This window comes from Actinorugispora endophytica, from assembly GCF_004363075.1.
Classification (GTDB): domain Bacteria; phylum Actinomycetota; class Actinomycetes; order Streptosporangiales; family Streptosporangiaceae; genus Actinorugispora; species Actinorugispora endophytica.
Window position 1 is genome coordinate 120,233 of record NZ_SNYN01000003.1, and the last position, 21,236, is coordinate 141,468.

General features: G+C 73.2%; 20 protein-coding genes. 10 read left to right on the forward strand and 10 right to left on the reverse strand.

Annotated features, from left to right (window positions below):
• The first annotated feature begins 43 nt into the window (after window positions 1-43).
• Window positions 44-322 carry an HU family DNA-binding protein gene (locus EV190_RS06640; protein WP_133740572.1) on the forward strand — a complete coding sequence of 93 codons (279 nt, stop codon included), beginning with the start codon at window positions 44-46 and terminating at the stop codon, window positions 320-322.
• 69 nt (window positions 323-391) lie between these two features.
• On the opposite strand, the gene cofC is transcribed toward EV190_RS06640, so the two are convergent.
• Window positions 392-1,048, reverse strand: a complete 657-nt coding sequence (cofC, locus tag EV190_RS06645; protein WP_243742405.1) for a 2-phospho-L-lactate guanylyltransferase — start codon at window positions 1,046-1,048, stop codon at window positions 392-394.
• Window positions 1,049-1,340: 292 nt separating this feature from the next.
• On the opposite strand from cofC, the gene EV190_RS06650 reads away from it, so the two are divergent.
• The 4 genes from EV190_RS06650 to EV190_RS06665 all read left to right on the forward strand — a co-directional run bounded on the left by EV190_RS06650 (window position 1,341) and on the right by EV190_RS06665 (window position 5,665).
• Window positions 1,341-2,096, forward strand: coding sequence for a lysophospholipid acyltransferase family protein (locus tag EV190_RS06650; RefSeq protein WP_133740574.1), 756 nt, complete (start codon window positions 1,341-1,343; stop codon window positions 2,094-2,096).
• Entirely contained in the window at window positions 2,093-3,118 is a 1,026-nt protein-coding gene (locus tag EV190_RS06655) for an NAD(P)H-dependent glycerol-3-phosphate dehydrogenase (protein WP_133740575.1), read from the forward strand. The genes EV190_RS06650 and EV190_RS06655 overlap by 4 nt, the downstream gene beginning before the upstream one ends.
• A gap of 141 nt (window positions 3,119-3,259) precedes the next feature.
• The gene (locus EV190_RS06660; protein ID WP_133740576.1) at window positions 3,260-4,480 is read left to right on the forward strand and encodes a trans-sulfuration enzyme family protein; all 1,221 of its coding nucleotides are present in this window, start codon (window positions 3,260-3,262) and stop codon (window positions 4,478-4,480) included.
• Window positions 4,481-4,549: 69 nt separating this feature from the next.
• Window positions 4,550-5,665: a D-alanine--D-alanine ligase family protein gene (locus EV190_RS06665; protein WP_133740577.1), complete on the forward strand. Its 1,116-nt coding sequence runs from the start codon at window positions 4,550-4,552 to the stop codon at window positions 5,663-5,665.
• A 66-nt stretch (window positions 5,666-5,731) separates the two neighbouring features.
• Here EV190_RS06665 and EV190_RS06670 read toward each other — a convergent pair whose 3' ends face one another.
• The 6 genes from EV190_RS06670 to EV190_RS06695 all read right to left on the reverse strand — a co-directional run bounded on the left by EV190_RS06670 (window position 5,732) and on the right by EV190_RS06695 (window position 13,802).
• The gene (locus tag EV190_RS06670; protein ID WP_166655397.1) at window positions 5,732-6,538 is read right to left on the reverse strand and encodes an EI24 domain-containing protein; all 807 of its coding nucleotides are present in this window, start codon (window positions 6,536-6,538) and stop codon (window positions 5,732-5,734) included.
• 368 nt (window positions 6,539-6,906) lie between these two features.
• Window positions 6,907-8,685, reverse strand: coding sequence for a thiol reductant ABC exporter subunit CydC (gene cydC / locus EV190_RS06675; protein ID WP_133740578.1), 1,779 nt, complete (start codon window positions 8,683-8,685; stop codon window positions 6,907-6,909).
• Window positions 8,682-10,481, reverse strand: a complete 1,800-nt coding sequence (gene cydD / locus EV190_RS06680; protein ID WP_133740579.1) for a thiol reductant ABC exporter subunit CydD — start codon at window positions 10,479-10,481, stop codon at window positions 8,682-8,684. The genes cydC and cydD overlap by 4 nt, the downstream gene beginning before the upstream one ends.
• Before the next feature lie 18 nt (window positions 10,482-10,499).
• Window positions 10,500-11,534 (reverse strand): cytochrome d ubiquinol oxidase subunit II, encoded by a 1,035-nt coding sequence (gene cydB / locus EV190_RS06685; protein ID WP_133740580.1) that lies wholly within the window; start codon window positions 11,532-11,534, stop codon window positions 10,500-10,502.
• 9 nt (window positions 11,535-11,543) lie between these two features.
• The gene (locus EV190_RS06690) at window positions 11,544-12,998 is read right to left on the reverse strand and encodes a cytochrome ubiquinol oxidase subunit I (protein WP_133740581.1); all 1,455 of its coding nucleotides are present in this window, start codon (window positions 12,996-12,998) and stop codon (window positions 11,544-11,546) included.
• A 144-nt stretch (window positions 12,999-13,142) separates the two neighbouring features.
• On the reverse strand, window positions 13,143-13,802 hold the full coding sequence (locus EV190_RS06695) for a DUF305 domain-containing protein (RefSeq protein ID WP_243742406.1): 660 nt from the start codon (window positions 13,800-13,802) through the stop codon (window positions 13,143-13,145).
• A 119-nt stretch (window positions 13,803-13,921) separates the two neighbouring features.
• Here EV190_RS06695 and EV190_RS06700 point away from each other — a divergent pair, with 119 nt between their 5' ends.
• The gene (locus tag EV190_RS06700; protein ID WP_133740583.1) at window positions 13,922-14,641 is read left to right on the forward strand and encodes a DUF3105 domain-containing protein; all 720 of its coding nucleotides are present in this window, start codon (window positions 13,922-13,924) and stop codon (window positions 14,639-14,641) included.
• 43 nt (window positions 14,642-14,684) lie between these two features.
• Here the strand turns inward: EV190_RS06700 and EV190_RS06705 are convergent, their stop codons facing one another.
• On the reverse strand, window positions 14,685-15,170 hold the full coding sequence (locus EV190_RS06705; RefSeq protein WP_133740584.1) for a DUF3515 domain-containing protein: 486 nt from the start codon (window positions 15,168-15,170) through the stop codon (window positions 14,685-14,687).
• Between the two features lie 22 nt (window positions 15,171-15,192).
• On the reverse strand, window positions 15,193-15,426 hold the full coding sequence (locus EV190_RS06710) for an Lrp/AsnC family transcriptional regulator (RefSeq protein WP_133740585.1): 234 nt from the start codon (window positions 15,424-15,426) through the stop codon (window positions 15,193-15,195).
• Window positions 15,427-15,567: 141 nt separating this feature from the next.
• Between EV190_RS06710 and EV190_RS06715 the strand changes: the two genes are divergently transcribed.
• On the forward strand, window positions 15,568-16,530 hold the full coding sequence (locus EV190_RS06715; RefSeq protein WP_133740586.1) for a thiamine-phosphate kinase: 963 nt from the start codon (window positions 15,568-15,570) through the stop codon (window positions 16,528-16,530).
• Window positions 16,531-16,806: 276 nt separating this feature from the next.
• A complete protein-coding gene (locus EV190_RS06720; RefSeq protein ID WP_133740587.1) occupies window positions 16,807-17,535 on the forward strand; it encodes a cellulose binding domain-containing protein in 729 nt (242 codons plus the stop codon).
• Between the two features lie 136 nt (window positions 17,536-17,671).
• Here EV190_RS06720 and rpmB read toward each other — a convergent pair whose 3' ends face one another.
• Complete coding sequence (rpmB, locus tag EV190_RS06725; protein WP_133740588.1) at window positions 17,672-17,857, reverse strand: 50S ribosomal protein L28; 186 nt, start codon at window positions 17,855-17,857, stop codon at window positions 17,672-17,674.
• Between the two features lie 387 nt (window positions 17,858-18,244).
• Between rpmB and recG the strand changes: the two genes are divergently transcribed.
• Both recG and rsmD read left to right on the forward strand, forming a co-directional pair.
• Window positions 18,245-20,449 carry an ATP-dependent DNA helicase RecG gene (gene recG / locus EV190_RS06730; protein WP_133740589.1) on the forward strand — a complete coding sequence of 735 codons (2,205 nt, stop codon included), beginning with the start codon at window positions 18,245-18,247 and terminating at the stop codon, window positions 20,447-20,449.
• A gap of 194 nt (window positions 20,450-20,643) precedes the next feature.
• Window positions 20,644-21,225, forward strand: a complete 582-nt coding sequence (gene rsmD, locus EV190_RS06735) for a 16S rRNA (guanine(966)-N(2))-methyltransferase RsmD (protein WP_133740590.1) — start codon at window positions 20,644-20,646, stop codon at window positions 21,223-21,225.
• Window positions 21,226-21,236 lie beyond the last annotated feature (11 nt).

Genomic DNA, 21,236 nt, shown 5'->3' on the forward strand with positions numbered 1-21,236 from the left:
GTGTCCCCTAATTTCGAGCGAGCAAGGGGGAACCGGAGGAACCATGAACAAGCGTGACCTGATCGACGCGATCTCGGATCGGCTGGGGGACAAGAAGACCGCCACCGAAGCCGTCAACGCGGTGCTGGACGCGATCCAGCAGACCGTCGCCAAGGGCGACAAGGTGGCCATCACCGGGTTCGGGGTCTTTGAGAAGTCCGAACGCGCGGCCCGCACCGCACGCAACCCCGCCACCGGGGCCGCCATCGACGTTCCCGCGAGCTTCGTCCCGAAGTTCCGTCCGGGCGCCGACTTCAAGGCCCTGGTGAACGGCGACAAGTAGCAACCGACAGCACGCACTGCCCGGGGCCCGGAATGGATGGGTCCCGGGCAGCCGTGTGTCCGGGGCCGCTCAGGTCCGGGCCAGGCCCAGTTCGGCCAGAACCCTGGCGGTGGCCGGCCCCACTCCGAGCTCCGCGGCCGCGCGCAGGTCGTCGGGGGTGTCCACGTCCCGGCGCGCCGTGGGGACGTCGTCCAGGCCGATCTCCGCCGCCCCGCGGGCCCGGTGCCGCAGTCGGGAGGCCCCCTCGAAGGCGGGGGCGAAGGCCGCGCCCGGCATCGCGCTGTACACGGTGGTGCCCACACCGGGCGTGTCGGCGAGGAAGGCGTTCGGGTGCGCCGCGGCGGCGTCCAGTACCCGGGCGAGTTCGTCCGCGCGCAGCGCGGGGAGGTCCGCCGAGAGCGCGCACACCCCGGCGCCGGGGCGCAGCGCGCGGGCGTGCGCCGCCCCGTGCGCGAGCGCGGTGTTGAGCCCCGTGCCGGGCTCCCCGCCCACCACGCGCGCGCCGAGCCCGAGCAGCACCGGGGCCGCGGCCCCGTCGTCGGTGACCGCGAAGACCGCGCCCACCTGGGGAACGGCCACGGCGGCCCGCACGGTGTCGGCGGCTACCGCCAGCGCGAGGTCCCGCCGGAGCGGCCCGGCGAACGCGGCGAGCCGTGACTTGGCGGCGGTGAGCCGTTTGACCGGTACCACCAGCGACCAGCGCTGCCGCGCGCGTTCGGAGTCCACCGGTTTCCTCGGCTCCCTCTCGCCTCGACGCCAGCCGGTAGTAAAGAGTATGTCCCAGCCGTCCGAAGGCGGTCGAGGGCGGCCCCGTCCGGGACGGCGCCCGCCGCACCGGCGGCACCCGGGCGGCGGACCGGGACGAACACCGCGAACCGTCCTGCGGGACCCGTCCTGGACGGACGCGGGCCGACCCGAGAGCATTCGGGAAACACGCCCTAGACTGGAGCGGTTGCGCGGCCGGGGAATCCCGCGACGGCACGACCGCAGGCGCGCCGAACCGATTAAGGAGTCCACCATGAAACGCCGCGAATCACCGTGGGTGAAGGCGGTCGTCGCCACCATCGTGCGTCCGATCATGAGTGCCTTCACCAAGCCCGTCTGGAGCGGGCAGGAGAACATCCCGCGCGAGGGCGGCGTGATCATCGCGGCCAACCACCTGTCGATGGCGGACCCGCTGACGATCGCGCACTACCTGTACGTGGCGGGGCGCCGCTGGCCGACGTTCACCGCCAAGGAGGGCGTCTTCCGGATCCCCGTCGTGGGCGCGGTGGCGCGCGCCACCGGGCAGATCCCCGTCCACCGGGGCAGCAGCGACGCGGTCAAGGCCCTGCACGAGGCCCGTCGGGCGCTCGGCGAGCACGGCTCGTCGGTGATCTTCTACCCCGAGGGCACCTGCACCCGGGACCCCGGGCTGTGGCCGATGGTCGCCAAGACGGGCGTGGCCCGCCTCGCCCTGGAGACGGGGGTGCCGGTCATCCCGCTGGCCCACTGGGGCGAGCAGCACGTGCTGCCCTACGGCAGCAAGCGGATCAGCCTCGTCCCGCGCAAGACCGTCCAGCTGGCGGCCGGACCCGCGGTGGACCTGTCCAAGTACCGGGACAAGCCGCTGACCGCGACCACGCTGCGCGCGGCGACCGCCGACATCATGGCGGACATCACCGCCCTGCAGGCGCGGATCCGCGGCGAGGAGCCGCCGCTCGAACCGTACGACCCCAAGAAGGCCCGCCAGGAGGCGCTGGAGCAGGGCGACGCCGGTAAGGACGCGAAATGACGAAGGTGGCGGTCCTCGGCAGCGGTTCGTGGGGCACCGCCTTCGCCAACGTGGTGGCCGACGCGGGCGTCGCCGAGGTGGTGCTGTGGGGCAGGCGCGCCTCCGTGGTCGAGGCGGTCGACACCCGGCACGAGAACCCCGACTACTTCCCCGGGATCACCCTCAACCCCGACCTCAGGGCCACCACCGACGTCGCCGAGGCGCTCGACGGCGCCGGGTTCGTGGTCATCGCGATCCCCGCGCAGACGCTGCGCGCCAACCTGGCCCGGTGGGCGCCCCTGGTACCCCGCGACGCCGTCGTCGTCAGCCTGATGAAGGGCATCGAGGTCGGTACGTCGTGTCGGATGAGTGAGGTCGTCGCCGAGGTCCTGGAGCTGCCGCAGAGCCAGGTCGCGGTGGTCACCGGGCCGAACCTGGCGCGTGAGATCGCCGAGCGCCAGCCCGCCACGGCCGTGGTCGCCTGCGTGGACGAGGGGACGGCCACCCGCCTCCAGCACATCTGCAAGTCGGCGTACTTCCGCCCTTACACCAACACCGACGTCATCGGCGCGGAGCTGGGCGGGGCGGTCAAGAACGTCATCGCCCTGGCCGTGGGCGTGGCCGTGGGGATGGGGTTCGGCGACAACGCCAAGGCGTCCCTGATCACCCGGGGTCTGGCCGAGACCGTGCGGCTGGCGGTCACGCTGGGCGCCGACGAGCACACCCTCGCCGGGCTCGCCGGGCTCGGCGACCTCGTGGCCACGTGCGGCTCCCCGCTCTCGCGCAACCGCACCTTCGGGGAGAAGCTGGGCGGCGGGATGACCGTGGAGCAGGTCGTCGCCGAGACCAGGCAGACCGCCGAAGGGGTCAAGTCGTCCGAGTCGGTCCTGGCGCTGGCCCGCGCCAACGACGTGGACATGCCCATCACCGAGGCCGTCGTGGCGATGATGCACAAGGGGCTGCCGCCCGCGGAGGCGCTGCTGGCGTTCATGTCCCGCAGCGCCAAACCCGAGCGCTACGGGGTGTCGGCCCCCCGGCCCTGATGGCCGGACCTGCCGGACCGGGGCCTTCACGCTCCGCCGGACGCCCGGCCGCCCCGCGGGACGGGGCGGCCGCGGGCCGCGTCCCCCCGCTCCGTGCCGCGCGGGCGGGGGGACTCCCTACGATGGCGGAGGAGGACGAGAATGTCAGAAAACCATGGTGAGCACACGCGCGCGGTGCGCCTTCCGGGGCCGGGGACCCCTGTCGGCGACCCGGTGCGCATCCCGGTGTACCGCAGCACCACGTACGCCTTCGGGACGTCCAAGGAGTACGCGGACACGCTGGACAGCGGCGACGGCTACTCGTACGCGCGCATCGACAACCCCAACAGCGAGGCGTTCGCGCACGCGGTGGCGGCGCTGGAGGGCGCGGGGCTGGACCACGAGGTGCGCGGCCAGGCGTTCGCCTCGGGGATGGCCGCCATCAGCACGGTGCTGCTCGCCCTGACCGGGACCGGGTCGCACGTGGTGGCGTCGGAGTCGATCTACGGCAACACCTACACGTTGCTGGACGGCCTGCTGCGCCGGTTCGGCGTGCGCACCGACTTCGTGGACGTCACCGACCTGGACGCCGTGCGCGCCGCGGTGCGCCCCGAGACCGCGCTCGTCTTCACCGAGACCCTGTCCAACCCGGCCATGGTCGTCTCGGACCTGCCCTCCCTCGCGGCCGTCGCGCACGACGCGGGGACACTGCTCGTGGTGGACTCCACCTTCGCCTCGCCCGCGGTGTGCCGCCCGCTGGAGCACGGCGCCGACGTGGTGCTGCACTCGGCGACCAAGTACCTGGGCGGGCACTCCGACGCCACCGGGGGCGTGACCGTGGCCAGGCCCGAGCTCTCGGCCCGGATCCGGTCCGCCCGCGTCGACCTCGGCCCGTGCCTGTCCCCCGACGAGGCGTTCATGCTGCACCGGGGCCTGGAGACGCTGCCGCTCCGGGTGGCCCGCCAGTGCGACTCGGCCGCCGAGTTCGCCGCCGCGGTGCTGGGCCACCCCGCCGTGGCCCGGGTGGACTACCCGGGCCTGCCCGGGCACCGGGGACACCGGCTGGCGCGGACGCTGTTCGACGAGGGCGAGGCGGGCACCCGGTACGGCGCGGTCGTCACGGTCACCCCGCACGGCGGCCGCGAGGCCGGGACGGCCTTCGCCGACGGCCTGCGGCTCGCGACCATCGCCGCCTCACTGGGCGGAGCGCACACCCTCGTCGGGCACGTGGGCTCCACGTCGCACCGCCAGATGTCCGACGACGCCCTGAGCGCCGCCGGGATCGAACCGGGCGCGGTGCGCTTCTCCATCGGTCTGGAGGACCCGGCGGACCTGATCGCCGACGCGCTGCGCGCTCTGGACGAGCTTTCCCACCGGGTATGACAAACACCCCGTTTCGGACGGCCGTGGTTGTTTCCGGTTGCGGGGATGAGCGAGATAAGGTCGGGCACCATGGCCGAGCAGCGAAAGATTCGGGTCGCCGTCGTCTTCGGCGGACGCAGCTCCGAACACGAGATCTCCTGCGTGACGGCGGGCAGCGTGATGTCCGCCATCGACACCGACCGCTATGAGGTCGTGCCCATCGGGATCACCCGGGAGGGCAACTGGGTGCTGAGCGCGGCCGACCCGCGCGGTCTGGCGATCACCGACGGCACGCTGCCCAGCGTGAAGGGCGGCACCGCGCTGGCGCTGCCCTTCGACACCGGGGCCGCCTTCCTGGAGGTCGCCCCGGGGTCCGCGCCGCGCGCCCTGGACCAGGTGGACGTCGTCCTGCCGCTGCTGCACGGCCCCTTCGGCGAGGACGGCACCATCCAGGGCCTGTTCGAGATGATCGGCGCGCGCTACGTGGGCGCGGGGGTCTTCTCCAGCTCCGCCTCCATGGACAAGGTGTTCATGAAGGCGCTGCTGACCGGCCAGGGGATCAGGACCGGCCGGTACGTGGCGGTGACCGACCGCGCCTGGCGCGGGGAGCGCAAGCGCGTCCTCGACGACGTCGCCGCGCTCGCGGGGGTCGTCTTCGTCAAGCCCGCGCGCGCCGGTTCCAGCATCGGTATCAGCAGGGTCCCCGACGCCGCCGACGCCGAGGCGGTGGCCGCGGCGATCGAGGCGGCGCGCGAGCACGACCCCAAGGTCATCGTCGAGGCGGGGATCAGCGGCCGCGAGATCGAGTGCGGAGTGCTGGAGGGCGTCGACGGCGCCGCCCCCGACGTGTCGGTCCCGGCCGAGATCCACGTCGCCGAGGGCTTCGACTTCTACGACTTCGAGGCCAAGTACCTGTCCGACAGCAGCACCCTCAGCATCCCGGCGGACCTGCCCGCCGACGTGGCCGAGCGGGTGCGCCGCCTGGCCGCCGACGCCTTCGAGGCGATGGGCTGCGAGGGCCTGGCCAGGGTGGACTTCTTCTACGGCGACGACGGCGAGGTCTACGTCAACGAGATCAACACCATGCCGGGGTTCACCCCGTCCTCGGCCTTCCCGAAGATGTGGGAGGCCAGTGGGACGGACTACGGGGCCCTGGTGGACCGGCTGATCCAGACGGCGCTGCGCCGCCGCACCGGGCTGCGCTGAGCGGTCCCGCCGCACCCGGCCCCTTCCGCGCGCTTCCGGCGCGGCGGGGCCGGGGAGACGGAGGATTCAGACCTGGCCGCCGGGCAGCGACGGGTGCGCGGGGCCTTCGGGCGCGGGCGGGGTCCGCGGGGTGAGCGAGCGGGCCAGGATGGTGCCGCCCGCCGTCGCGGCGGGGAACACCACGACCGCCACGAACGGGATCGAGAGCAGCAGGAACGCGGGGACCGCGAACCCCAGGACCCGCAGCCGTCGCGTCCGCATCCCGGCGAAGCGGTCCCGCAGCCGCCGCAGGCCGCGCCGGTCGAAGGCGGTGCCGACCAGTTCGGCGCACAGCATCCAGCCGCCGAACAGGGCCGAGGCCACCGGAACGACCGTCTGGCCGACGAACGGGATGAAACCCGCCAGGAACAGCGGGATCGCCACCGCGACCGAGATCAGGATCAGCGCCACGGACTGGCGCAGGGCCCGCACGACGGACGCGGCGAGCGGCTCGTCCAGGGGCGGGGGCGCGCCGCCCAGCTCGTCCTCGACGTCCTCGGCGATCTTGTCGTAGAGCGGGAAGCCCAGCGCGAGCGTGATCGTGGTGAAGCCGATCACCATGACCAGGACGGTCGAGCCGACGACCGCGACGCCGATCGCCGCCTGGAGCACGCCCGCCCAGGTCTCGTTCCAGGTGGCGGTGAACGGCGTCATCCACACGACGAGCTCGTCGATCCGGGCGATGAGCGCGATGAGCGCGGCCAGGAACAGGACCGATGTGATGAGGGGCGGGATCGCCCCCAGCAGGAACAGTCTGGGCCGGCGCAGGATCAGGCCGAACCCCCGGAACAGCGTTCCGATACCAGTGAGGATTTCGCGTAGGGGAGTGGTCACGGGGGTGACAATAGCGTTGCGGGCGCCGTGCCGGGACCGGGGGCGGTGTCTGTTCCCTCGCCGATCGTGGCCTTTGCGGGGTCTCGGAGGTGGTCGGGACCCCGGAAAGGCCAAGGCCGGCGGGGAGGCACCACGGGCACCATGGGGTCTCCGGCGCGGGGGTGGATTCGGGCACCGGTGGTTTTGTTGACGGTCGTGGGCTTTCTGCCCGTTTCGGGGCCGGGAAGGGAAGAAGGCCCACGACCGTCAACGGACCCCTCACGCGACGGACATCATGGGCGCGGCGTGACCTCGCGATCCGCGTGGCGTGAGGCCGAACGACCCACCCGAAGCACCGGCACGCGAACCACCCCCGCGCCGAAGATCTCCTAGCGCACCGCTCGGAGCCCCTGCCCCGGGAGGTCGGGGAGGCCGTGGGCGCGGCGGTACCAGCCGTCGCGGGACAGCAGGTCCGTGTGGGGGCCGTGCTGGAGGACGCGGCCGTCGACGATCACGTAGATCTCGTCCATCCGCTCCAGACCGGCCAGGTCGTGTGTGATCAGCAGGGTGGCACAGCCCTCGGAGGCCGCCAGCAGGTCGGCGAGCACGGCGTCGCGCGCGTCGGGGTCCAGGTGCGTGGTCGGCTCGTCCAGGACCAGGATGCGGGGCGCCGCCAGCAGCGCCCGGGCCAGGGCCAGGCGGCGGCGCATGCCCCCGCTGAGGCGGGCGCCGTGCGCGCCGACCTCGGTGTCCAGTCCTTCGGGCATCGTCTCCCGCACGTCCTCCGCCAGGCGCGCCCGCTCCAGGGCCGCCCACAGTTCGGCGTCGTCCGCGCCGGGCCGGGCCAGCCGCAGGTTCTCCCGGAGGGTGCTGGCGAAGATGTGCGGGTCCTGGGGGACCCCGCTGACGGCTCCGCGCACCTCGTCGACCGGGTACGCGGTGATGTCGACGCCGCCCAGTTCGACCGTCCCGGCGTCGGGGTCGCGGAAGCGGAACAGCACCGCCGCCAGCGTGCTCTTGCCCGACCCGCTGGGCCCGAGCACCGCGATCCGCCGCCCCGGTCCGAGGTCCAGGTCCACCCCGTCCAGCGCCCACGGCTCGTCCGGGCCGTAACGGACCCTCAGGCCGCGGACCCGCAGCGGGAGGTCGCCCTCGGGGACCGTCCGCTCGGAACCGCCCCCGCGGACCACGGGCTCGGTGTCCAGGACGTCGAACAGCCGCGTCCCGGCCGCGCGCACCGCCCCCAGCCGCGCCGCCACCGCGGGCAGCGGGGCCACGATCTCGAACGCCGCGAGCGCGGTCAGCACCAGCACCGCCATGGGGATCGCGCCCAGAGTGCCGCCCTCCACGGCGGCCACGCCCAGCAGCAGCGTCCCCCACACGGTCCCCCCGGCGACCAGCGCGCTCGCGCCCGCGCCGAAGCCCAGCAGCACGGCGTCCCGTTCGGCGACCCGGGTCAGTTCCGCGTCCGCCCGCTCCACCCGCTGCACGGCCCGCTCCATCGCGCCGTAGGCGACGAGGTCGGGCGCGCCGTACAGGGTGTCCACCAGGGTGGTGGACAGCTCACCGCGCGCCGCCGCCTGGCGCCTGCCCGGTGCCCGGCCCAGCGCCGCCGCGAACAGCGGGACGGCGAGCCCGGCCAGCAGCAGTCCGGCGGCGAGCAACAGGCCGCCGGGCACCAGCAGCGCCGTGCCCAGCGCCACCACCGCGCCGCCGGTGACGACCGAGACCAGCGGCGGGGTGAGCCCGCGCACCAGCAGGTCCTGGGTGGCGTCGGTGTCGTTGACCAGCCGGGACACCAGGTCGCCGGAGCGGAACCGGCGGACCGGCTCCGAGTGGGCGAGCCGCTCGTACACCCGCACCCGCACGTCCGCGAGGGTGCGGAACGCCGCGTCGTGGGTGACCAGGCGCTCCAGGTAGCGGGTGACGCCCCGGGACACGCCCAGCGCCCTGGTCGCGACCACCGCCACGCTCAGCGCGGTGATCGGCGGATGCGTGGCGGCGGTGGCCAGCAGCCAGGCGGCCACGCTCAGCAGTGCCACGCCCGAACCGGTGGCCAGCGCCCCCAGCAGCACGCCGAGGGCGAAGCGGGCCCCGCGCGGGCGGGCCAGCGCGATCATCCGGCGCAGCCCCCGGTTCGGGTGGACCACGGGGTGCGGGTCGCTCATGTCATGGCTCCGATCCGGCCGGACTCGATGCGGACGGTCTCGTCGACCAGGTCCGACCATCCCGTGTCGTGCGCGACGACGACGCCGGTCCGGCCTTCGAGCAGCCGGGCGACGGCGGTGCGCACCGCCGCCGCGTTGTCGGGGTCCAGGTGCGCGGTGGGCTCGTCCAGCAGCACGATCGGGGAGTCCCGCAGGAAGGCGCGCGCCAGCGCGACGCGCTGGCGCTGCCCGGCGGACAGTCGCGCGCCGCGCTCGCCGAGGCGGGTTCCGTACCCCTGGGGGAGGGCGGAGACGAAGTCGTGCGCCTCGGCGAGCTCGGCGGCGCGCCGCACCTCGGACACGCTCGCGTCGGGCCTGCCGAGCCGGATGTTGTCCAGGACGGTGTCGTCGAAGAGGTAGGGGTGCTGGGGGACCCAGGCGATCAGCTCGCGCCACCGCTCGACCGGGACGTGCTCCAGAGGTGCGCCGCCCTCCCCGCTGGGCCGCTCCACCAGGATCGTCCCGCCGGTCGGCTCGGCGAACCGCAGCAGCAGCGCCAGCAGGGAGCTCTTGCCCGACCCGCTCGGCCCGGTCAGCAGCAGGCCGCGTCCGGGGCGGATCACCAGGGACACCTCCGACAGGGCCAGGGCGGTGCGCCCCGGATAGGTCAGGGACACCGCGTCGAACCGGATCCGGGGCGCCGCGCAGCCGTCGCGGCAGGGCCGCACGAGCGCGCGTGCCCCGGTCCGCAGGGCGGCCTCGGAGAGCGGTCCGGCGCGCCCGGGGGGCTTCTCGTCCAGGACGGCGAAGACCTGCTCGGCCGCCGCGACCCCCTCCATGCTGGCGTGGAAGCGCGCGCCGACCTCCCGCAGCGGCAGGTACGCCTCGGGGGCCAGGACCAGCACCAGCAGCGCGGTCTCGTAGTCGAGCATCCCGTACATCAGCCGGAGCCCGATCTCGACGGCGACCAGCGCCACCGCGAGCGTGGAGAGCAGCTCCAGCACGAACGCGGACAGGAAGGCCACCCGCAGCGTGCCCATGGTGGCGTGCCGGTGCTCGTCGGTGATCCGCCGGATGATGGCGGCCTGGGCCTTGGCGCGGCGGAAGACCGCGAGCGTGGGCAGCCCCTCCACCACGTCCAGGAAGTGCCCGCCGAGCCGGTTCAGCAGCCGCCACTGGCGCCGGGTGCGGGCCTGGGTGTGCCAGCCGACCAGCGCCATGAAGACCGGGATGAGGGGGACCGTCAGCGCGATGACGAGGGCCGATATCCAGTCGGCCCGCGCCACCACGAACAGAACGGCGAGGGGGACGAGTACCGCCAGCACCAGTTGCGGGAGATACCGGGCGAAGTAGTCATCCAGCGCGTCCAGGCCGCGAGTGGCGAGCGTGGCCAGTTCGCCGGCGCGGGGAGTACCCGCCCCCTCGTCGTCGGGATCGGTCCGCCCTGACAGCCAGACCGGTCCCGGACCGCGTTCCCCCGGGGCGGATTCCGGGGAGCCGGTCACTCGTACGCCCGTCACGTGGGCGATCAGGCGGCGGCGCAGTTGGGACTTGGCGCGCGCCGCCGAGTGCAGGGCGGCGGCCTCCGCGCCGTAGGCCAGCGCCGCCCGGACCAGGGCGACCACCGCGACGGCGGTGATCGCGCCCGACAGCTCGGTGAGCCCCTCGCCCGCGTGGGTCCCGGCGATGACGCGCGCCAGCAGCCACGCCTGGGCCAGCACCAGACCGGTCACGGCCACTCCGCAGGCCACCGTCACGGCCAGGTGCGTGCGCACCGCGCGGGCGGCGCGCACCAGCCTCGGGTCGAGGGGTCTCATACGCGGTCTACCTCCGGATCAGGAGCCGTGCGGCGGGACGGCGCCCCCGTAGGCGGGCGTCGGTTCGATGTGTTCCCGTGTGACGCGCTTGCGGAACACCCAGTAGCTCCAACTCTGGTAGGCCAGCACTATGGGCAGGGCGACCACCGCCACCCACGTCATCACGGTCAGCGTGTAGTCGGACGAGGACGCGTTCTCGACGGTCAGGCTGAAGGCGGGGTCCGTGGTGGACGGCAGCACGTTCGGGAACAGCGAGCCGAACAGCACCACGGTGGCGGTGGCGATGGTCACCGCGGTCGCGACGAACGACCAGCCCTCCCGGCCCCTGAGCGACAGCAGGACCGCGGCGATCAGGGCGACGGCCGCGATCCCGGCCAGGGGCAGCGTCCACGGCTTGCCGTAGGCGGTCTGGGTCCAGATCAGGAACCCCGCGGCGGCGGGCACCGCCACCAGCGCGATCGCGGGCACCGCGCGGCGGGCCAGCGTCCGGACCTCGCCGTCGGTCTTGAGGCTCAGGAACATCGCGCCGTGCAGGGTGAACAGCGACAGCGTCGTCACCCCGCCGAGCAGCGCGTACGGGTTGAGCAGGTCGAGAAGGCCCGCCGTGACGATGTTGGCCTCGTCCATGGCCACCCCGCGCACGATGTTGGCGAAGGCCACCCCCCACAGCAGCGCGGGCGCCGCGCTGCCCCAGAAGATCGCCTTGTCCCAGCGGGCCCGCCAGCGGTCGTCGTCGACCTTGCCGCGGTACTCGAAGGCGACCCCGCGCGCGATCAGCGCGACCAGGATCAGGAGCAGCGGCAGGTAGAAGCCGCTGAACAGGGAGGCGTACCAGGCGGGGAAGGCCGCGAACATGGCGCCGCCCGCGGTGATCACCCACACCTCGTTGCCGTCCCAGACCGGGCCGATCGAGTTGATCATGACCCGGCGGTCGGTGTTGTTCCGGCCGAGGAGGGGCAGCAGGACGCCCACCCCGAAGTCGAAGCCCTCCAGGACGAAGTAGCCGATCCACAGGACGGCGATGGCGGCGAACCAGATGACGGGGAGATCCATGCCGGGCTCCTAGTAGACGAAGGCGGGGACGGGGGCGTCGCGGTCCTCGTCGTCGGCGTCGTCGTCCAGGTGGGGGACGACGTGCGAGGGGCCGGCCTTGACGTAGCGCCACAGCAGTCCGGCCTCCACGACCGCGAGCACCCCGTAGACCAGGGTGAACACCGACAGGGAGAAGGCGACCTCGCCCAGGGTGACTCCCGGGGAGACGCTGACGGCGGTGAGGAGTTCGCCCACGACCGTCCAGGGCTGGCGGCCCATCTCGGTGAGGACCCAGCCGAAGAGGTTGGCGGACAGGGCGGCGGGCAGGGCCAGGATCGCGGCCCGGTACATCCAGCGCCGGTTCGGCAGGCGGCCTCCGCGGGTCAGCCAGAGCCCGGCGGCGGCCAGCGCCACTCCTGTCATGCCCAGCCCTATCATCAGCCGGAACGACCAGTACAGGACCGGGATGTTGGGCTGGTAGTCGCCGGGGCCGAACTCGGTCTCGTAGCGCTCCTGCACGTCGTTGATGCCCTGGACGTTGCCGTCGAGGGTGTCGGTGGCCAGGAAGCTCAGCAGGTAGGGGATCTGCACGTTGACGTGGTTGCGCCCGTCGACGATGTCGCCGACCGCGAAGAGCGAGAAGCCCGCGCCGTCCTCGTCCTCCCACAGCGCCTCGGCGCCGGCCAGTTTCATCGGCTCGTAGTCGGCCATCAGCTGGGCCTGGTGGTGGCCGGAGACGGAGACGAGCAGTCCGGCCAGGAGGGTGACGACCATGCCCGTGCGCAGCGTCTTGCGGAAGAGCTCGGACTCGCCGGGGTGCGGGACGTCGCCGGGGGTGCCGCCGTCGCCGTGGAACCGCGAGCGCATCAGCTTGAAGGCGCTGACCGCGACCACGAACAGCCCCGCCGCGATGAAGGCGCCCGCCACCACGTGCAGGTAGGTGGACCAGGCCTGGTCGTTGGAGAGCACCGCCCAGATGTCGTTGAGCTGGGCGCGGCCGGTCTCCTCGTTGATCTCGAAGCCCACGGGGTGCCGCATCCAGGCGTTCGCGGCGAGGATGAAGTAGGCGGAGAGGTTGGTGCCGATGGCCGCCGCCCAGATGCAGGCCAGGTGGACCCCGCGGGGGAGCTTGTCCCAGCCGAAGATCCACAGCCCGATGAAGGTGGACTCGAGGAAGAAGGCGAGCAGCGCCTCCATCGCCAGGGGCGCCCCGAAGACGTCGCCGACGAAGCGCGAGTACTCGCTCCAGTTCATGCCGAACTGGAACTCCTGGACGATGCCGGTGACCACGCCCATCGCGAAGTTGATCAGGAAGAGCTTGCCGAAGAACTTGGTCGCCTGCAGGTACTCGTGCCTGCCGGTGCGGTACCAGGCGGTCTGCAGGCTCGCGACGATGACCGACAGTCCGATCGTCAGTGGGACGAACAGGTAGTGGTAGACGGTGGTGACGCCGAACTGCCACCGTGCGAGATCTAGTGCTTCCATGCGCCTCTCCGAGAGCACCCCGACAACGACCGCGCGGCCGCTTCTACTACGAAGTGTACTACTACAAATTGTAGTTCTACGATGCGTAGTAGATCACTCGGAGGCCGTGGGAAAGGGGTTCGGGGCGGGGCGGCCGGCCTCCGCTCAGTCGTCGACCGGCTCGGCGCCGCGCTCGACGAGCATGTCGTTCATCAGGTCGATCTCGCTCTGCTGGGCGGTGACCATGCCGCGCGCGAAGTCCACCACGACGTCCTCGGACGCGGTGTCGACCGCCGCCCGGGCCATTTCGATGCCGCCCTTGTGGTGCTCGATCATCAGCTCCAGGAACAGGATCTCCGCCTCGACCCCCGAGGCCGCCTCGAGCGCGTCCATCTGCTCGTCGGTGGCCAGCCCCGGCATCCGGTCCGGCACCTCGCCCCCGCCGCCGTGGCCGTGCCCGGCCATCCAGGCCATCGGCGGCTGCGTGCCGCGGGCGCCCAGCCCCCACAGCACGAGCCAGCCCTGCATGCGCCCGATCTGCGCCTGCTGCGTGCGGGCGATGTCGTAGGAGACGGTCTTGAGCACCGACTCGTCGCTCCCGTCGTAGGCGATCATCGCCATGTCCACGGCCTGCGCGTGGTGCGCGCTCATGTCGCGCAGGAACCCCGCGTCCGCGGAGGAGTCCAGGGGATGGCCGGGACGGTTCGCGAGGAAGCCCCCGACCAGGGCGAGTATGACGAGGAACGCCGCGATCGGCAGCGGAACGCCTCTGGGCGTCCGTGGCGGCGCGGCCGTCACGTCCCTGTCGTCGCCTTCGTTGCCCAATGGAACCATCCTGGTAGGTAACACGTTTGTCGGTGCATATGATCCCTAGTTGGATCATAGGCAATCAAGTTCAGCACCTTTCGGTACATGACTCGGACGTCGGTCACTAGGAGACACGGGTGAGCAAGAGCTCGGCGGAGCGGCGGCGCCAGAGGGCCGCGGAGATGCGTGCCCAACGAGAGCGCGAAGCCCGTAGGCGCAAAGCCCTCACGACCGTCGGGATCACCGCGGCGGCCGTCGTCGTCATCGGCGGGGTCGGCTTCGCGGGGTACATGGAGTACCAGCGCCGCAACATCGACGGGGTCCAGGAGTTCGACGGCCTGACCAACGACCACGTCACCGAAGAGGTGAAGTACGAGCAGAGCCCGCCGGTGGGCGGCGACCACAGCTCCTACTGGCAGAACTGCGGCGTCTACACCGCCCCGGTCAAGCACATCCACGCGGTCCACTCGCTGGAGCACGGCGCGGTCTGGGTGAACTACTCCCCGGACCTGCCCGCGGACCAGGTCGAACGGCTCGAGGCGCTGTACACGCCGGGCAGCTACGTGCTGGTCAGTCCGTACGAGGGCGAGATGGAAGCGCCCATCGTGCTCTCCGCCTGGGGGCACCAGCTGCCGCTGGAGAGCCCCGACGACAGCCGCCTGGACGCCTTCGTCCAGTTGTACGAGCAGGGTGAGCAGACCCTGGAGCCGGGCGCGGCCTGCTCGGGCGCGATCGACTTCACCGCCGCCGAGATCGACCAGATGATCGCGGACCAGGCGGAGGGCGGCGGCGAGGAGGCCCCCACCGAGGACGGGGAGGCCCCCGCCCAGGACGAGGAGGTCCCCGCCCAGGAGTGACCGCGCGGTCCGCCGGCGGTCGGCCGGCCGCCGGCGCACCGCCTCAGAGCTCACCGGCGGGAAGGGCGGGGACCTCCTCCTCGACCAGGCCGCTGATCGTCGCCAGGGCGAGGGCCGGAGGAGTGTAGGTGGCGGGCAGCGTCAGCTCCACGTAGGCCTCGCGCCCTACCGCCGTGTACAGGCTGGGCGAGTCCGCGGGCTCGCCCAGCCACGCGACCTCGCCGACCACGGTCAGCTGCGAGTCGGGAAGCAGCCCCTCGGGCCGCTCGACACCGCAGCGAAGCGCGATGGTGGGCGAGCCCCACGCGGCGACCAGGTCGGAGTCCGGTTGGACGGCGACCCGGTCCTGCTCGTACAGCGTTTCGGGAAGCCGGTCCACCAGCGCGCGGCACAACCCGGCGGTCCGCTCGTCGGGCTCGGGCGGCTGCATCCGCACCGCGCCGCAGCCGCTCAGCAGGAGCAGCCCCGCGGCCAGCGCCGCCGCGGCACGGCCGGCCGGTCCGGCCGCCGCACGGAGTGCGCGTCGCATCAGGTCCTGGCTCCAGTCCGGTTCAGATGTTCACGATCGGGCACGTGAGGGTGCGCGCGATGCCGTCCAGCCGCTGGATCCGCGCGACCACCAGGCGCCCCAGGGCGTCCACGTCGTCGGCCTGCGCCCGCACGACCACATCGTAGGGCCCCGTGACGTCGTCGGCCTGGGTCACGCCCTCGATCCCGGAGATCTCGCTCGCCACATGGGCCGCCCTGCCGACCTCGGTCTGGATCAAGATGTACGCCTGCACCATGAGAACCCTCCGCGACTCTGCGTTGGAGCGCGAGGCCGACCCCGGGCTCCACCGACCGCCGCGAGAGAAGGGCCGAGCGGGGAAAGGGCGAAACCCGGGTCTAGACCAATGCGCCGGGAGCGTCACCGTACCCTGAAGGCTGTGTCGAGCACCATCGGGGACCTCGGTGAATTCGGGCTGATCGCCCGGTTGACCGCCAGATTCCCGCACACAGACGATGTAATCCTCGGGCCCGGCGACGACGCGGCCGTCGTGCGGGCCCCCGACCGGCGCGTTGTCGCCACCACGGACATGCTGGTGGAAGGGCGGCATTTCCGGCGCGACTGGTCCGGTCCGCGTGATGTCGGGCACAAGGCCGCCGCGCAGAACCTCGCCGACGTCGCGGCCATGGGGGCCCGGCCCACCGCGCTGCTCCTGGGCCTCGCCGCTCCGGCGGACCTGCCCACGCGGTGGGTGGAGGAGTTCGGCGACGGGCTGCAGGCCGAGTGCGCGGTCGCCGGAGCCGCCGTGGTGGGCGGCGACACCGTCCGCTCGGACAGCCTCACCGTCTCCATCACCGCGCTCGGGGACCTCCGGGGCGGGCGCGCGGTGCGCAGGGACGGGGCCGCGCCCGGCGACGTCGTCGCGGTCGCGGGAGACCTGGGGCTGTCGGCGGCGGGGCTCGCCCTGCTCCGGGCCGGACGCGCCGAACGCGAGGACGCCTGCCTGGCCGCGCACCGCCGACCGGCGCCGCCGTACGCGGCGGGACCGCGCGCCGCGGAGCTGGGCGCCACCGCGATGCTCGACGTCAGCGACGGCCTCGTGCAGGACCTCGGCCACATCGCGGCGGCCTCGGCGGTGCGCGTGGCCCTGCGGCGCGGGGCGCTGCGTGTGCCGCCCGCCCTGGCGGAGGCGGTCGGACTGCTCAACCGGATCGGGGCCACCGGACGCGATCCGGTCGACTTCATGCTCGCCGGGGGAGAGGACCACGCGCTGGCCGCCACCTTCCCCCCGGACGTCGCGCTGCCGGCCGAGTGGACCGTGATCGGCCGGATCGACGAGGGAGAGGGCGTCGCCCTGGACGGGGCACCCGCCGAAGCGGCGGGCTGGGACCACTTCTCCTGAGTGCCCGGAGTCCGGGGCCCAAGACCGCCGGGAAGAACGGGCACCGCGGCGGTGCGTCGTGGCCGGGCCCGGACGCCGCCGCTCGCCGTGGTTCTGTGGCACCTCTCACTTTCCGGGGGACCGGAACGCGCGACCAGGTCATGAGTCGGTCACCCGGAGGCAAGATGCCGGTTTTGCGAAACTGTTCACGCTAAGCTCTGCCCGATCATCGCCGCATCGGAGCGGGGCGGGAAGTCGGCCGACCCGCCGGGAGAGCGGATCGAAAGGGCGCGGTCTATGGGGCGGTACGGACTGGGGAGAGGGCAGCGCGGGGCGCACCGCGCGGAGTCTCCCGACGCCGGTGCGCTGGCCACGGTGGGGCAGGTGCTGGGGAGTACCGTCCCCAAGCGGGTGCCCCCGCCCAGGCCGCTGCGTGTGCTCGTGCTCTCCGGGGTGATCGTCGGCCTGGTGCTGTTCAGCTACAGCACCACCCAGATCTACCTCCGCTTCGCGGAGCCCGACCACGACGCCTCGGTCCCCGGGGAGGCCCTGGCGTCCCCGACCCCCGAGGCGCCCGCGACCGAGAGGGCGCCGCAGCCCGCCGCCTCGGCCGGGACCGAGGTCACCGCCGAACGCGAGGACGGGGACCAGGTCGAGGACGAGGGAGAGGGCGGTTCCGACGGCCAGGAACCGGTGCCGGAGGAGGCGCCCGGCGGGGCGATGGTCTCCTACCAGACGGTGACCCACGGCGGCGAGAACTTCATGGGCACGGTGACCATCACCAACAACAGCGGCAGCCGGATCGACGGCTGGGAGCTCCAACTCGACTTCTCCGACGCGCGGGTGTTCACGGCCTGGGAGGCCGACTGGGAGGCGACCGCGGGCGGGCTCGTCGCCCGCCAGCCCTCCTGGGCCGGGGGGATCGAACCGGGCCAGTCGGTGACGGTGAACTTCACCGCCCAGGGAAGCACGCGGACCCCCGACGGCTGCTCCCTCAACGGCCGGTCGTGCGGCCTCGCCCCCTGAGGGCCGTCAGCGCCGCGCCGGGCCGGTCCCGGGGCGCGCCGTCGCCAGCAGTCCCGGGAACGAGAAGGAGCGCCATGACAGATCGTCTATGGCGCTCCTCGCGAGCGTGTGGAAGACGCTCGCTGACAACCAGGCTCTAGCGCTCGACCTTGCCGGCCTTGAGGCAGGAGGTGCACACGTTCATACGCTTGGGCGTGCCGCCCACGCGCGTGCGCACGGTCTGGATGTTCGGGTTCCAGCGACGGCGGGTGCGGCGGTGCGAGTGGGACACACTGTTCCCGAACCCTGGTCCCTTGCTGCAGACGTCACAGACGGAAGCCACGGCAACTCCATTCAAGCGCTCGGGACGTGAGTGCTGGGCGCACGCCGACGAACCCGAGAGAGGTCTGATGAGCAGGCAGGTCGACGCGGGGCGCCAACCGTGGAAGCGTACCCGAAGAAAGGACGGCTCCCCGCGAGGGAGAGGGCCCGCGCCTTCGGATGGACGCCGGATTCACGACCGGAAGGGAACTCCCGCCCCAGGAAGCCCCTCCGGTGAAGAGTCGTCCCAAGATAATCGCTCGGTCCAGTATAGCCCGGCCGGAATCCGTAAGATGCCACAGGCAGCCGCGCAAGCGGGACCAGGGCGTGTCACTCCGGCCGATCCGGGCGCGTCCGCTGATCCGAGAGCACCCGGGAGGCACGCCCCGGTGGTGTCGGGAGGAGAGTCGTGACCAGTCTGCAGGAGCCGTTGGCCAGGACGCTCGGTGACAGGACCGCGAAGGTGCTGGCGTCCTCGCTCGACCTGCGCACCACCGGGGACCTGCTGCGGCACTACCCCCGCCGGTACGGCAGGCGGGGCGAGCTCACCGACCTGGCCGGGCTGGCCGAGGGCGAGCAGGCCACCGTGGTCGCCGAGGTGCTCAAGGGCGAGAGCCGGCCGATGCGCAACCGGCGCGGGGCCATCTTCGAGGCCACCGTCACCGACGGCCGGGGGCGGCTGTCCCTGCTGTTCTTCCACCGGGCCGGATGGCACCGGGACCGGCTGCGGCCGGGGACGAGGGGGCTCTTCGCCGGGAAGGTCTCCGTCTACAAGGGCCGCCGGCAGCTGGCGCACCCCGAGTACGAGCTCTTCCCGTCCTCGGAGAGCGCCGAACTCGAGCTCGCCAAGGCCTACGCGGACACGCCCATCCCCATCTACCCCGCCACCGAGAAGATCGCCTCCTGGAAGATCGCCAAGTGCGTGGGGACCGTGCTCGACCAGCTCGGCGAGGTCCCCGATCCCCTCCCCGGCGGGTTGCGCGGCCGACGCCGCCTGATCGGGCTCGCAGAGGCGTACCGGCTCGTGCACACCCCCGCGGACGGCTCCGACATCGCCAAGGCGCGGCGCCGCCTGAAGTGGGACGAGGCCTTCGTGCTCCAGGTGGCGCTGGCCCGCCGCCGCCGCGAGGCGCAGGGACAGCCGGCCCGTCCGCGCCCCCGCGCCGAGGGCGGGCTGCTGGACGCCTTCGACGCGCGCCTCCCCTTCACCCTCACCGACGGGCAGCGCGAGGTCGGCGAGGTGATCGCCGCGGACCTCGCCTCCACGCACCCCATGCACCGGCTGCTCCAGGGCGACGTCGGAGCGGGCAAGACCCTGGTCGCCCTGCGCGCCATGCTCCAGGCCGTGGACGCGGGAGGGCAGGCGGTGCTGCTCGCCCCGACCGAGGTGCTGGCCCAGCAGCACCACCGCTCCATCACCGCGATGCTCGGTCCGCTCGCCGGGGCCGGGCGGCTCGACGGGGCCGAGCACGCGACCCGGGTCGCCCTGCTGACCGGCTCGCTCGGGGCCTCGGCCAGGCGCGAGGCCCTCCTGGAGGCCGCCTCGGGCCGGGCGGGGATCGTCGTGGGCACCCACGCCCTGCTGCAGGAGCAGGTCTCCTTCGCGGACCTCGGCCTGGTCGTCGTGGACGAGCAGCACCGCTTCGGCGTCGAGCAGCGCGACGCGCTCCGGGACAAGTCCGCGACCGGGCGCCCGCACGTGCTGGTGATGACCGCCACCCCCATCCCGCGCACCGTGGCGATGACCGTCTACGGGGACCTCGACGTCCTGGCGCTCACCCAGCTCCCGGCCGGGCGCGCGCCCATCGCCACCCACGTCGTCCCGGCCCGGGAGAAGCCGCACTTCCTGGCCCGCGCCTGGGATCGCATCCGCGAGGAGGTCGGGAAGGGCCACCAGGCGTACGTCGTCTGCCCGCGCATCGGCGGGAACGAGGAGGAAGAGGAGACGGAGGGGACGCCGCCCGCCGGCCCCGGCCCGGAGGGGGAGGCGGTGCCCCGCCGCGCCCCGCTGGCCGTGCTGGACGTGGCCGCCGAACTGTCGCGGGGACCGCTCGAAGGCCTGCGGGTGGCCGCCCTGCACGGCCGCCTCGCCCCCGACGAGAAGGACGCGGTCATGCGCGCCTTCGCTGCGGGGGAGGTCGACGTCCTGGTGGCGACCACCGTGATCGAGGTCGGTGTGGACGTGCCCAACGCCACCGTGATGGCGATCACGGACGCGGACCGCTTCGGCGTCTCCCAGCTGCACCAGCTGCGCGGCAGGGTCGGCCGGGGGAAGCTCCCCGGGCTGTGTCTGCTCGTCACCGACGTGGAGGAGGGGGCGCCCGCCCGCGAGCGCCTCGACGCGGTGGCCGCGACCACCGACGGCTTCGCGCTGTCGAGGGTGGACCTGGAGCAGCGCCGCGAGGGCGACGTGCTCGGCGAGGCCCAGTCGGGCCGCCGCTCCTCCCTGCGGATGCTCACCCTGCTGCGTGACGAGGAGCTCATCGGCGAGGCCCGGGAGGAGGCGGTCGCCTTCGTCGAGGACGACCCCGAGCTGCTCGCGCACCCCCCGCTGGCCGCGGCGCTGGAGGAGCTTCTCGGCGAGGACCGCGCCGAGTACCTGGAGAAGACCTGACCCCGGCCCCGTGCGGGGATCCGCCGGTGATCGTGACGCCGGCGTTCCGGAACGTCCGTTTCGAGGAACGCCGGAGTCAGGATCGTCGAGGAAGGCGCGGCGGAGGGGGAGCCTTCCGGTGCCGACCGCCGCATCGGGAGACTCCGTAAGCTGTCGCACGACCGTGACGATCGCATCCAGGAGTCGCAGCGCACATGACCCGCATCATCGCCGGCGCCGCAGGCGGGCGAAGGCTCGCCGTCCCCGACGGGCGCACGACCCGGCCCACCAGCGACCGCGCGCGCGAGGCGCTGTTCGCCTCGGCGCTGTCGGACCTGGGGTCCTTCGCCGGGCTGCGTGTACTGGATTTGTACGCGGGCTCCGGCGCGATCGGGCTGGAGGCGCTCTCCCGGGGCGCCGCGCACGTGCTGCTGGTGGAGGCCGACCGGCGCGCCGCGGAGGTGGTCCGGCGCAACCTGGCCGGAATCGGCCTTCCGGGGGCGCGGCTGGCCGCGGACCGGGTGGAGCGCGTGCTGGCCAAGGGGCCCGAGGGGGGTCCGTACGACTTCGTGGTCGCGGACCCGCCCTATCCGATGGCCGACGGGGAGGTCGCGGCGGTGCTGGAGGCGCTGCGCGACCACGGCTGGCTGTCCGCCGACGCGCTGGTCGTGGTGGAGCGCGCGACCCGGGGTCCCGCGCTGGAGTGGCCAAGGGGTTACGAAGGGGACAGGGCGCGTAAATACGGTGAAGCGACCCTTTGGTACGGTCGCGCCGCGAGCCTCCCCGACCAGCTCTGACCATCTGGGCA

Excerpts from the sequence above, each read along its gene's own strand:
- EV190_RS06640 (WP_133740572.1), top strand. The coding sequence starts at position 44 with ATGAACAAGCGTGACCTGATCGACGCGATCTCGGATCGGCTGGGGGAC.
- EV190_RS06650 (WP_133740574.1), top strand. The coding sequence starts at position 1,341 with ATGAAACGCCGCGAATCACCGTGGGTGAAGGCGGTCGTCGCCACCATC.
- EV190_RS06655 (WP_133740575.1), top strand. The coding sequence starts at position 2,093 with ATGACGAAGGTGGCGGTCCTCGGCAGCGGTTCGTGGGGCACCGCCTTC.
- EV190_RS06660 (WP_133740576.1), top strand. The coding sequence starts at position 3,260 with ATGTCAGAAAACCATGGTGAGCACACGCGCGCGGTGCGCCTTCCGGGG.
- EV190_RS06665 (WP_133740577.1), top strand. The coding sequence starts at position 4,550 with ATGGCCGAGCAGCGAAAGATTCGGGTCGCCGTCGTCTTCGGCGGACGC.
- cydC (WP_133740578.1), bottom strand. The coding sequence starts at position 8,685 with ATGAGCGACCCGCACCCCGTGGTCCACCCGAACCGGGGGCTGCGCCGG.
- cydD (WP_133740579.1), bottom strand. The coding sequence starts at position 10,481 with ATGAGACCCCTCGACCCGAGGCTGGTGCGCGCCGCCCGCGCGGTGCGC.
- cydB (WP_133740580.1), bottom strand. The coding sequence starts at position 11,534 with ATGGATCTCCCCGTCATCTGGTTCGCCGCCATCGCCGTCCTGTGGATC.
- EV190_RS06690 (WP_133740581.1), bottom strand. The coding sequence starts at position 12,998 with ATGGAAGCACTAGATCTCGCACGGTGGCAGTTCGGCGTCACCACCGTC.
- EV190_RS06705 (WP_133740584.1), bottom strand. The coding sequence starts at position 15,170 with ATGCGACGCGCACTCCGTGCGGCGGCCGGACCGGCCGGCCGTGCCGCG.
- EV190_RS06710 (WP_133740585.1), bottom strand. The coding sequence starts at position 15,426 with ATGGTGCAGGCGTACATCTTGATCCAGACCGAGGTCGGCAGGGCGGCC.
- EV190_RS06720 (WP_133740587.1), top strand. The coding sequence starts at position 16,807 with ATGGGGCGGTACGGACTGGGGAGAGGGCAGCGCGGGGCGCACCGCGCG.
- rsmD (WP_133740590.1), top strand. The coding sequence starts at position 20,644 with ATGACCCGCATCATCGCCGGCGCCGCAGGCGGGCGAAGGCTCGCCGTC.